Raw genomic sequence first — 12,346 nt, 5'->3', positions numbered from 1 at the left:
AACCCAAGACATGAAACAAATCATCCTCCTACTTCTGTTAAGTATAGCAATTAACATTCCTGCAAGTTTTTCTCAAAAAGCAACTAAGGTAGATCAACTCCTGTATTCGGAACAATACTCCAAAGCAATTCCAATGCTTGAGCAAATGATAAAAAAAGACAGCTTAAACAGTCTCTTGTATTTTCAACTTGGCAAAGCCTTTCAAAACCTTAACAAAGACAAATTAGCCATCATCAATTATCAAAAAGCTAACTCTTTAAACAATAATTCCAAAACAATACTCTTGAATTTAAGTTCCTGTCTGTACTCATTAGGAAATTATCCCGGAGCAGAGAAATATCTTTCCAATTTACATTCCATTGATTCCTCTGATTATCAAATCAACTTACTTTTAGCAAAAACCCTTTCCGGTCAAAATAAACTCAAAGAAAGCTTAAATGTCTATAAACAAATCATCCAAACGGATTCTTTAAATCCTTTCATTTACAAACAAATAGGAAATTTAAAAGACCGAATGCAGGATTTCACAGGATCTTTGTCTTCTTATATGATTTCGTACGAACTCAACCCTGATGACTTATCTGTATTGGTTCATATTATCCAACAACTTTATGAAATGACCGCTTACCAGCAAGCATTGGAATACTGCTCAAAGGGATTGGCAACCTATCCGGACAACACCATACTGCTAAAGAAAAAGGCTCAGGTTTTAATTGGATTGGAATGGTACGACAATGCCTTAACAATTTTAAAAGATCTTAAAGTATCCAACGACCTAACTGATGCCGAACACAGGCAACTGGGAATTTGCTACATGCAGACCCGGCAATATGAAGATGCATTAACTGCTTTTGCAAGTTGTGGCCCGACCTTTGAAAAAGACCCAATGATTAATTTCCATACAGGAATTTGTTATGCCCGATTGAATCAACACGAGAAAGGGATTAAATTTTTGGAAGATGCTCTTTTTTATATCACTTCACCTATTGAAGCCTCAATGCATTTGTATTTGGCAAAATCGTACGGAGCAACCAGACAATTTGAAAAAGCGACAGCATCCTATCTGAATCTTCTTGAAATAGACAACACGAACCCAGATATTCTTTACGAAATTGCAACAACCTACGAAGAGTATGGGGAAAATAAAGATAAAGCACTGGATTATTACACCGAATTCCTCCAGCAAACCTCCGACATAGACGATCCTAAATATGAATATGCAAAATCGCGAATACTTCATATCAAGGAAATCATTCACTTCGGGAGATAATACCAGTTAGTATTTGAATTGAAAATCAACGAAATCAAATAATCCCTATCTGCGCAGGCTTGACATTGATTGTCAAATATCTATCGGCATTGCACCGACTCATCTTAATTTTAAAATGGGATAATATACCTATAAGTAGGTATTGTCCGCAAATTTGGAGAAACTAATTTTGTACAGATAAAACATGCCGGCGACAACTGAAACCAAATGGTATTCAAAAAATCTTTTGCCATAAGATAATTTTTAGTGTTATTCCTCCATTTGGTTTCGGTTTTCGGTTGCATTCTTCATGCGTTTTTGCGAATATTCCACACTTTTTATTAATTTAGATTAATTAAAAAAACAAGCTATGCGTATTAAAAAGGATATGAAGCTGGCTGATGTAATTCAATTGAATTATATGCTCATTCCAGTCATTCACCGTTTTGGAATCAATTTGGGATTTGGGGACAAAACCGTTGCTGATGTTTGCAGGGAAAACGAGGTCGACATAAACTTCTTTTTACAGCTTGTAAACGCATATCACGATAAAGACTACTTCCCAAAAGAAGAGCTTCAAACTATTCCGGTTAAGAACATTGTCAACTATCTTAAAATGACTCATTCAAGTTATTTAAATGATAAATTATCAGAGATTGAACAAAAAATTATCTCTCTGCAATCGGAAGACACTGAAGATCAGAAATACATTCTGCTGATCAGAAACTTCTTTGAGGGATATAAATCTGAGCTGACAGAACACATTATGCATGAGGAAAATGTTGTTTTCCCATATGTTTTAGCCGTTGAAGAAATCATTAAGAATCAAAATTTTACAGAAAGAAACCGTGAAATTTTCGAATCATTTTCCATTGAAAAATACGAGGAAGGGCATAATGATGTAGAAGAAAAACTGATGGATTTAAAAACCATCATGATCAAATATCTTACGCCTCCGGCAAACAGCACACTTTACCATACAATTATACAGGATCTGTTCAAATTAGAGGAAGATTTGAACTATCATTCCAGAATTGAGGATAAGGTACTAACTCCTAAAGTTATCTTAATGGAAAAATCGATCTGCAATCTTATTTAAATTCTAACTATGGCAAGATCTACGATTCTTATTGCTGATAATTCGTGCATGATCCGAAAAGGACTCCGGTCAATACTTCAAAATCTGGAGAATTCTGAGGTGATTCAGCTCATCGATAATAAAGAGGATGTATGCGGAATTGTGCACAAAAGAAAACCGGATATTCTCATTATTAATCCAGACATGCTGCCCGGTGATTGTCTGGATGCAAAGAGGGAATTTTTCAATGAAAATAAACTCTCTCTGATCTTGTTATCGAACAAGAAAAACCTTAAAAATGACTTAAAGGCAGATGGTTATATCAATTATATGGATGGGCAAAATACCATTCTTGATATGATGCAGGAAATTCTAAATAAAAATAACAAAAGTTCATTTCCTGATAAAAATTCAGAAACAATTAGTTCCCGTGAGAAAAATATCTTAAAACATATTGCTCTTGGATTAACCAACAAAGAAATTGCCGATCAATTATTCATCAGCATTCATACCGTGGTCACTCACCGTAAAAACATCACACAAAAATTGGGTATTAAATCTGTATCCGGATTAACGGTATATGCAATTCTGCACAATCTTATTTCTATGGACGAGGTAAAATAGTTACAATTCTACCTCAACTCCAGCTTCTAAATTTATCGTTTTAAAATATTTTTTAAACTCATCCTGAACAAGAAAGCTTGTGCAATGTGTTGCTCCTAATATTTCCAATTTCTCTTCCTGAAAAAAGCTTGCGGTTTTCTGAAAAACTTCATCCAGTTTCTTTAAATGAAAACCTCCCAACACCGCATAAACCTTATCCTCCCCACAAACCTCTTTTGCGTAAGCCACCGTATTGCAAATGCCGGCGTGCGCACACCCGCTGATGACTATTAATCCTTTTTCGCTCTTAATGGCAAGTGCAGAATCATCAGCAACAAAATCCGGCGATCCGTCTTCCAAAAGGAAAGTTGTTGATTGGGATTCAAAATCATTTAATCGTGGAATTTCACCCAGATAAACCATTTTCTCACTGATCCAAACCGGCAATTTTGATTCCTTTAATTCGAATTGTTCGGCAATCTCTTTTCTTGTCATTTTTAGGCCAACAGTAGTCTTGCTTTCCTTTCGAAAACGAAGAGAAAATGAATCGGGATGTGTAATCAAACGTTTCCCTGACACAAACTGCAAACCATCACCATGATCCCAATGACCATGACTCAAAACCAGAGTATTGATTTTATCCAAATCAACACCCATTTTTCCCGCATTCTCGATAAAAAGGGAATTTGGTCCAACATCAAATAAAATTTTCTCATCGGCCTCAATCACAGCCGAAAAACCATGAACTGCCTCAAAACCATCTTTCGCGGTATTATCTACCAGTATTTTTACAATCATCTTATATCTCTTTTCTTTTAGGAATCCGAACAATAAAACAAGATCCAATATGCCTCTCCGATTCAACCCAAATGCTTCCGTTAGCATTCTCAACAATATTTTTAACAATCGATAAACCCAATCCCATACCACTCGATTTTGTTGTAAAGTTAGGAGAAAACAACTTCTCTTTAATCTCCGGGTTAATTCCGGAACCATTATCAATTACACTTACCTGATAATCAGAATTTATATCCTCTAACTCAATTACAACCTGAGCCAGGTTTTCTTCCGGAATAGATTGAATCGCATTGTTAATTAAATTCACAAAAACGCGGACAAACTGTTCTTTGTCAACAAAAACACTTGCATTCTCAATGGAATTCAAATCGAGTTTCAAATCAAAATCATCGTTCTTAAACAAATCAACTGTATGTTCTAGAATTTCAACCAAATTTAAATTCTCATTTTTGGCTGCCGGCATCTTTGCAAAATTCGAAAATGCAGTAGCAATAGATGACAAAGCATTAATTTGCTCTATTAATGTTTTACTCACACGATTAAAATGCTCTTCCCAATTTGGTGTTTTGTCCTCGAAGCGTTTCTGCAGAAACTGAATACTTAATTTCATTGGGGTTAATGGATTCTTAATTTCATGAGCAATTTGCTTTGCCATTTCCCGCCATGCAGATTCCCGCTCCGATTTTGCCAAACGGGAAGCACTCTCTTCAAGCTCAATAAGCATTTGATTATATTCCTTCACCAAACTACCTATTTCATCATTTTTAGTATATTCAATTTGCTCACCATACGAACCAAAACGTGTTGCCTTCAGTCTGCTCTGAATTAAACGAAGCGGATAAGTTATTTTATTCGATATAATTACCGAAAGAAAAATGGCCAGCAAAATCATCAATACATGAAGATTTACCCCGGCAAGAATTAAATTAAACATTTCTTTTTCCAGCTCTTTGCTTTTTAGGAAATAAGGGAGATTTACAAATGCAATGGTTTCATTATTTTCATCAACCAAAGATTCGTAAGCCGACAAGTAAGACATTTTCCCAATTTGTTCTTTATGAATAAAATGAGTTCGCTCATTAAAAAAAAGTTGATCGTAAGCGGCAAAATTCATCCTCTTCCCCTGCAGTTTTTTCTCAAATATCTCTGGTCTGGATGTTGCAATCAATTTCCCTGACAAATCATACAAATGAATATCTGCAAAAATCAAATTTGACAATTGCCTTAATTGATCTGTTAACACCTCTGATTTTTGTGAACTATCACCCGATAAATCCCGAATTACCTCACGTTTAACCAACAGTAACTTCTCTTGCAGACTTCTGCTATTCGCTTCGTTGGCCTGATTAATGTTATAATATACAGTCCCACCACCCAACAAAAGGAAGAATAGCATCAGCAGAGCAATAATTGAATATTGAATCCGGTATTTGAAACTTAGATTTATTCTGAATTTAGAAGAAACCTTCTCAAGCATCCAAATACAAAATCCAAAAACATAAAAAAGAACAAAAACATACGGAATAGTTATCCCTCGGTCATACCATGATACTGAAGGGCAACTCACTACAACAGCATTATCACCAAACTTATATACCAAATGGTCGTACCCATCAATCTGTTTCCAGAAAAAATCGGCAGAACTTTCACCAAATCCGGCATTACTCATGAAATAATTGAATTTGCCGGAAGAAGCAATCAGCTTCCCATTTTGATATTTCCCATACGAATATTCATGACTTACCGGGCGCAAATCAACTTTTTCATCCAACAACAAATCCGGATATCCCAAACCCTCATTGCCAAATTTAGAATCGAGACGCAGATAAATTTTAACCTCATCGGAAGCAAACGATGGATTGGAAATAACACCTAAATATGAAACCATCCCATCAAACTCATTCAAGTAGTAAAAATTACTATTCGGAATGGGTTCACCCGTTGTCACAATCATTTCTTCAAAAAACTCAAAACAATTTCTGATCTGATTATCGGGCTCAATATTTAAGTCATCTATGTTGCTGCAAATAGTAACCTGAAGATGATATTGCTCCCAAAATCCTGTAAAGTATTTATTTTGAATATAGTCTGCTATTTCAGGTTCATTTCTAAAAGGTTGCTTGCACAAATCTTTCAATATTGAATCCTGATCGAGTTTCTCTTGAATTTCCATCAAAAAAAATTCAGAAGTTGGATCATATTCTGTAGAAAGATTCATTGCCACCACTTGTCTATCCTGTTTTTCCTTTTGGCTGGAGAAAGAATTGATCCTGTTGGTAACAAAGATTGAAACACCTAAAAGCAAAGCCACATATAAAGAATATCGGCCTCCCTTATCTTTCTGATAATTTATGAGACCCAAGACAAAAACCATCAAAATTGGAAAGCCCAGAGTTACAGCATCGGGTTTTACAGGATTGAAATAATAAAATATCAAACTTAAAATTATGGATACAGGAATAACTGCGAGTAAATAAGTTTTTAAATTCCAATAATCCCGGGCAATTTGGCCTAATAGATTTGCAATTTGTCCCAGAGCGTAAAATAAAAAAATCAAAATGGCAAAACCTATAAAAACATAAATTCCATTGTCCTGAAATACAAACATCTGCAAACTAAAGCTAGAGTCAAAAATCAAGCTTTCAAACAAATCCTCGATTGTAAAATACAGTAGATAAAACAGTATTAAATGCACATAAATCCATCCGGCAACCTGATATGAACTTTTAGGCTTGAAGAATTGATTGCTTACCAAAAACCTTGAATAGGTATAAACGAAAACAAATAAAAAGAACGAGTTGATTACAAAATCGCCTAAGGATGGAAAGAAAAATGAACTCGCAAATAAAACAGGCGAAAAGATCTCAAACTTTGAAAAAACAGCAGGAAATCCCCAAAGCAACATAAAATATCGTAAAAGCACCAAACCTGCTCCCCAAACAAGAAAAGCTGAAAGACCTAATTTCAAATCTTTTAATTGCCGCAGTAAGATACTGAAGAATACTAAACCAGACAGAATCGCCAATAAATACAGTAAACCCACTCCTTTTTGTCCCCTTCTGCTGCCCATTCCCGCATTATCATCCGATAAAGAAAACAAGAATTTGCCATCAGAATTGCTAACAGAAGCTCCCACATTCGGATGTAAAGAAATATCAAAAGAATCGGGGATGAAAAAATCCGGCCCAAAATGATTTTTCAGAAATTTATTCTGATATGGATAAATCTTTTTTAAAAGTAAGAATCCATAAAGATCAATTGAATCCACCTTCTGTTTTTGCATAAAATAGAATCCATCATCCAGCCGGACAACCAATGAATTCTCTTCTTCAAGAAAGCTTTTCTCAGGTATCAGAAATGAATTATCGCTCCAAAACAACAAACTATCTTGTTTATAGGCAACCAGAACAAATCCATCTTTTTTTAGGTCCTTCTCAAACTCAGAAAAGCTATCGTATTTTTGAAGTACTCCATCCTTTTGTGCGATTGCAGTCTGCAGTTCGCCAAGATCATTTTTCAGCAGCTGTTCTTTTCTCTCCAAAACCTGCCGGGCATGATTGGCCACATTTGCAAGGCGGTCATTTTGCCTAAAATAATACTCTGTAGAAACTGCCAACAGAAGAAATACCAACGTTAAAATCGCAGGAATATATTTGAGAAGTCTATTTTTCAATTCGGATAGTTTTGAAATGTTTTATTGTAGATACAAAATTCATGCTAAACTCCTCACAAATTAGCATAATTAGTTCAAAGCATCAAACGTGATGATAAGGCTCTCCTTTAATAATTGTCATTGCCCGATACAATTGCTCGGTAAAAATCATCCGAATCATTTGGTGGGAAAAAGTCATTTTCGATAACGAAACCTTTCCTTGTGCGTTCCGATACACATCTTCAGAAAACCCATAAGGACCGCCAATTACAAAAACCAAATTTTTAATTCCGCCGATCATCTTTTGTTCTATAAAATTAGAAAAAGCTACAGAAGAAAACTCTTTTCCTCCCTCATCGAGCAATATTAATGTATCTCCGGCCTTAATCTTTTCTAAAATTAATTCCCCCTCTTTTTGCTTCTGCTGATTTTCAGAAAGATTCTTCGTATTTTTTATATCTGGAATTATTTTCATCTCGAAAGGAAGATAGTGCACCAATCTCTTTTGATATTCTTCCATCCCCGTTTTCACAAAATCCTTATCTGTCTTTCCAATAACTAAAAGAACAATTTTCATTTATTTATAATTTTCAATTATGACTCCCCTTATTTGTTGTTTTGGCAAAAATTTGCGCAAAAAAAATCTTAATTTCCTTTCGTCGAAAATAGTACTCAAACTTTAAACAATTCCTGCAAGATGAAAGTATCTATATGACTGACTGCACACATCATAATAATCAATTCTTTTCTTATTTAGAAAAAGAAATTCAGATTTTTTTTAACTTGCAGTGTATTTTTCGCACAGTATTTGTGTAAAGGTATATGATATTAAGTTGAAAATTATTCATATGAGATCTATAAAATACATATTTACAGGAATATTCTTCCTTTTAGTTTGTTGTTCATCAGCAATTTCACAAAATCAGGATGATTTACCACGAGAACTGATCAATGCTTTTAAACAAGGCAATAGTATAAGCTTATCAAATTTCTTTGGAGATCGAGTTCAATTAACGATACAAGATAAGGAAGCTATTTACAGCAAATCACAAGCAAAACAAATCATGGCTAAATTCTTTAAGGAATTTCCTCCGACAGGATTCAATAAAAAACATGAAGGCGGGAAACCTGAAGCCCGATATGTGATTGGGAGCTTAACAACTAGCCATGGAGACTTCCGGGTTAATTTTCTGCTAAAAAATGATACAGGAAAATTTGTTGTACATCAACTACGAATCGAAAAAAACTAATTAAGGCTCCAAATACATTGGAGCCTTTCTTTTTACAGGATGTCTCGTCCTAATTCCACCACAAATCCAAATCCTTCCAAATAAAAAACCATACACAAAAAGAACTTTCACCCTAAAAAAATAGGGCCGTCTCAAAAATATAATCATTTTAAATAACCATACCCCTCATTTCAATTAGGTCGTTTCTAAATTTTATTCTATTTTTACCACCCAAGCGTAATATTTGACGGACTACAATCCATAATCACACCAACCGGATTTTGTACATTTTATAAATCATTATTGTGATGAAAAACAGTAAAAAATGGCTTTATGCCTTATTGCTGCTTATTGTAGTGGCTATTGTCGGAATATTTGTCCCTAGTGTTGAATTGGGAGTTGACGATCCAAACATTGTTTCGGGAGATGTAGCATGGATGCTGACCTCAACCGCCCTGGTTCTTCTTATGACTCCCGGACTTGCATTTTTTTACGGTGGTATGGTGGATCCCAGAAACATTATATCAACAATTCTTCAAAGTTTTGTCGCAATGGGAATTGTAAGTATGATATGGGTTGTTATTGGATTCAGTCTGGCTTTTGGAGACAGCATTGGACCTGACGGCTTTGGATTGGTTGGAAACCCGCTAACTTTCCTGATGTTTAAAAATGTAGGAGGCTACACAAATCCTGAAATGTCGCCAACCATTCCATTTGCTCTTTTTGCACTCTTCCAGTTAAAATTTGCAATTATCACACCCGCTTTAATCACAGGATCTTTTGCAGGAAGGGTAAGATTTAGAGCATATATGATTTTCATAAGCCTTTTCACGATATTTATATATGCTCCGCTTGCACACTGGACCTGGCATCCAAACGGATTTCTTCGCAACATGGGAGTATTAGATTTTGCAGGAGGTACTGTTGTTCATATGTCTGCAGGATTCGCAGCGCTTGCCGGAGCCATGTTTCTCGGAAAAAGAACAAAATCGAAATACAACGAAAAACGCTCCAACATTCCATTCGTGCTTCTTGGTGCAGGAATGCTTTGGTTCGGATGGTTTGGATTCAATGCCGGATCGGCCCTGGAAGCCTCATCGACAGCAGTATTAGCCTTACTAAATACAAATACAGCATCAGCGGCAGCCATGCTAACCTGGATTTTCCTTGATGGTGCCCGAGGACACAAGCCATCAGGATTAGGAGCTGCAATTGGTTTGGTTGTTGGACTTGTAGCCATTACTCCTGCCGCAGGATTTGTAACTGTCGGAGCATCCATTACTATTGGTGTAATAGCATCCATCGTAAGCAATTACGCAATCACCTTACAAGGAAAAACATCTCTTGATGATACCCTTGATGTATTTCCGGCACACGGAATGGGAGGAATTACAGGAATGATTTTAACCGCTGTATTTGCTCATGATGTTGGACTGATACATGGAGAGATCAGAACTTTTTTAATGCACATCATTGCATTGGTAATTGTTGGAATTTTTACTTTCGGAGGATCCTACATCCTATATTGGATAACAAACAAATTTGTTACACTTAGAGTTTCAGAATACTCTGAAGCCAAAGGTTTAGATATATCACAACACGATGAATCCTACTCATTTGCATACAAAGAATAAAGGAAATCATAAAAAAAGTCCCGCAACTTTCGTTGCGGGACTACCCCCATATAAAAAACTTATTAGTAAGTATTCTTCCCAAATTTACATACAGTGAATGTAATCATTTACAATCTCCATAATCCTAACTTCATTACCCAGAATTCGGTCATTCAACCCATAATCTTCATATAATTTTAATTTTTTCACAACCGCATCAATTCTTCCCTTTGTAAAAATACCATTTCGCTCAAAAACCTCTCTTTGCTCAAGCAAGCAATCTGCACTCTCCCAACAACAAGTCGGCAATTGCTTCAAACCATCTAATTTTTCTTTATACTGCGAAGCAAAAATATCTACATCTGCATACAATTCATCAGCTGCCTGCAAGCCATCTTCCATTTCCAATCCATACTGTCCTGCAACAATCAAACCAGCCACCAATGAATAAATATCTGCAGAACCATCCGGCACTCTGAACTCAAAAGTTTGCTTACTTGAAAAATCTCTTGCATCAGCCGGTTCGAACGGATTCACACTCTTAATCATATCCGCAGCACCTACCCAACCAAGAGGAACCCTCACTAAAACAGAGCGGTTACGATCTCCCCAACAAACGTAAGTCGGAGCCTCCTGATGCGGAACCAAACGTAAATAAGAAGTCGGAATCGTATTTCCAAAAGCTGTTAAAGCTCCGGAAAGTTTCAAAATACCAGCAATCATTTTCTTAGCCGTATCACTCAACTTTCCATTTTCAATACAAATATTTTTGCCGTCTTTTTCTACCAACATATGAATATGCAAACCACTACCGGCTTTACCAACAGTAATTTTTGGTGCCCAACTCACCAATACATTCTCACGGGCAGCCAACATTCTCACAATCCATTTTGCAATCACCAACTGATCAACTGCATCTTCTGCCTCAACCGGTAAAAACTCAATTTCATGTTGTTCGTAACCATCATCACCCGCTGAAAAATTCCCAACCTCTGAGTGTCCGTATTTTATTTTCCCTCCGCATTGAGCAATTAAAACCATTGCTTCGCGTCTCAAACCTTCCCATTTAGTAAAAGGCCGGGAACTGTGATATCCTTTCTGATCAACATCAGCATATAATGTATGATTTGAACTTTTAATATAGTATTCGAGCTCACCCATTGCCTTAAAAGTAAGGCCTGTTGTTTTTTTAAAGCTCTCATGTGCCTTTTTTAGAATGTACTCAGGAGCACTTTCCATTGGTTTTCCTTCAGCAGTATAAAACGAACAAAGAATATCCAGACACGGCACTTCTGAAAAAGGATTCACAAATGCCGTTTTAAATCTGGGAATCACGTATAAATCACTTGAACCTGCTCCTATATAAGAGAACAAACTTGATCCATCAACGCGCTCGCCAGAAGATAGAATACTATCCAAATGGCTTTTCCCGGTAATAATAAAGTTCAAGGTTTTCAATTTTCCATCCTCAGCAACGTAACGGAAATTAATCATCTTAATTCCATTCTCTGCTATATATCTTATCAGATCCTCTTTTGTGAACTCGTTGCTTGGTTTTTGCAGGAATTGAACCAACTTATTTGGATCCATTAAATATTCATCCCTTGTCATAATACGCTTGTTTTAAATTGTGTTGTTGTTATCATTTGTTATTGAGGGATAAAATAGCCTAGTTTCCACTGAATATCCAAGCGGAATTCAGAATTTAGAACACACAACATAAAAAGCCATAAATCCCAATAAAATCAGAACACACAAAAGATAAAATTCATTGATCAACCCAAGCTAAAACCTGTTTTACAACAGCTTCTCGAAATCGTTTTCGAGTACAAAAAATAAGATTTTTCACATACACCCCTAAAAAGTGTATACACAAGCAGATTATCTTATATTTCTCCCCTTCCTACTCCCTTTATTGATCAGGTATCAACTCAAAAGAAAAACAAGTCACAACAAAATACCCCGTTTTTGAGTATGCCAGCCATAAAACGTCATTTTTTACAAGAGAAGGGTGTAGTTTTGCAAATTTTAAGACCATTTTTGTCTTTTTTACAAACCACACCCCTGTATTTTTTTATTTTTTAAAAGCAAGTCTATTTTAGTACTGTTCAATAATGCTCGAAT

The 12,346-nt window shown here is 35.8% G+C and carries 9 protein-coding genes; 5 read left to right on the top strand and 4 right to left on the bottom strand.

From position 1 onward, the window contains the following. Positions 1 to 10 precede the first annotated feature (10 nt). From ACY0M5_RS04590 to ACY0M5_RS04580, 3 genes are all read left to right on the top strand, one after another. Positions 11 to 1,270, top strand: coding sequence for a tetratricopeptide repeat protein (locus ACY0M5_RS04590; RefSeq protein ID WP_461630951.1), 1,260 nt, complete (start codon positions 11 to 13; stop codon positions 1,268 to 1,270). Between the two features lie 349 nt (positions 1,271 to 1,619). After that, on the top strand, positions 1,620 to 2,348 hold the full coding sequence (locus ACY0M5_RS04585; protein WP_101309628.1) for a hemerythrin domain-containing protein: 729 nt from the start codon (positions 1,620 to 1,622) through the stop codon (positions 2,346 to 2,348). Between the two features lie 9 nt (positions 2,349 to 2,357). After that, complete coding sequence (locus ACY0M5_RS04580) at positions 2,358 to 2,951, top strand: response regulator transcription factor (protein ID WP_124994024.1); 594 nt, start codon at positions 2,358 to 2,360, stop codon at positions 2,949 to 2,951. Here the strand turns inward: ACY0M5_RS04580 and ACY0M5_RS04575 are convergent, their stop codons facing one another. From ACY0M5_RS04575 to rlmH, 3 genes are all read right to left on the bottom strand, one after another. Continuing rightward, positions 2,952 to 3,728 carry an MBL fold metallo-hydrolase gene (locus tag ACY0M5_RS04575; RefSeq protein ID WP_461630950.1) on the bottom strand — a complete coding sequence of 259 codons (777 nt, stop codon included), beginning with the start codon at positions 3,726 to 3,728 and terminating at the stop codon, positions 2,952 to 2,954. Position 3,729: 1 nt separating this feature from the next. Continuing rightward, complete coding sequence (locus ACY0M5_RS04570) at positions 3,730 to 7,401, bottom strand: ATP-binding protein (RefSeq protein ID WP_461630949.1); 3,672 nt, start codon at positions 7,399 to 7,401, stop codon at positions 3,730 to 3,732. Between the two features lie 82 nt (positions 7,402 to 7,483). Beyond that, positions 7,484 to 7,957 (bottom strand): 23S rRNA (pseudouridine(1915)-N(3))-methyltransferase RlmH, encoded by a 474-nt coding sequence (gene rlmH, locus ACY0M5_RS04565; protein WP_124994021.1) that lies wholly within the window; start codon positions 7,955 to 7,957, stop codon positions 7,484 to 7,486. 271 nt (positions 7,958 to 8,228) lie between these two features. Here rlmH and ACY0M5_RS04560 point away from each other — a divergent pair, with 271 nt between their 5' ends. Both ACY0M5_RS04560 and ACY0M5_RS04555 read left to right on the top strand, forming a co-directional pair. Continuing rightward, entirely contained in the window at positions 8,229 to 8,630 is a 402-nt protein-coding gene (locus ACY0M5_RS04560) for a DUF4783 domain-containing protein (RefSeq protein ID WP_124994020.1), read from the top strand. Between the two features lie 287 nt (positions 8,631 to 8,917). Continuing rightward, positions 8,918 to 10,243 carry an ammonium transporter gene (locus ACY0M5_RS04555; protein ID WP_124994019.1) on the top strand — a complete coding sequence of 442 codons (1,326 nt, stop codon included), beginning with the start codon at positions 8,918 to 8,920 and terminating at the stop codon, positions 10,241 to 10,243. An 84-nt stretch (positions 10,244 to 10,327) separates the two neighbouring features. On the opposite strand, the gene ACY0M5_RS04550 is transcribed toward ACY0M5_RS04555, so the two are convergent. Further along, a complete protein-coding gene (locus ACY0M5_RS04550; RefSeq protein WP_461630948.1) occupies positions 10,328 to 11,833 on the bottom strand; it encodes a glutamine synthetase family protein in 1,506 nt (501 codons plus the stop codon). Positions 11,834 to 12,346 lie beyond the last annotated feature (513 nt).

This window comes from Labilibaculum euxinicum (genome assembly GCF_963678175.1).
Taxonomy (GTDB): Bacteria; Bacteroidota; Bacteroidia; order Bacteroidales; family Marinifilaceae; genus Labilibaculum; species Labilibaculum euxinus.
Note: the sequence above shows the minus strand (reverse complement) of the source record. Positions and strands in the feature narration are given on the sequence as shown.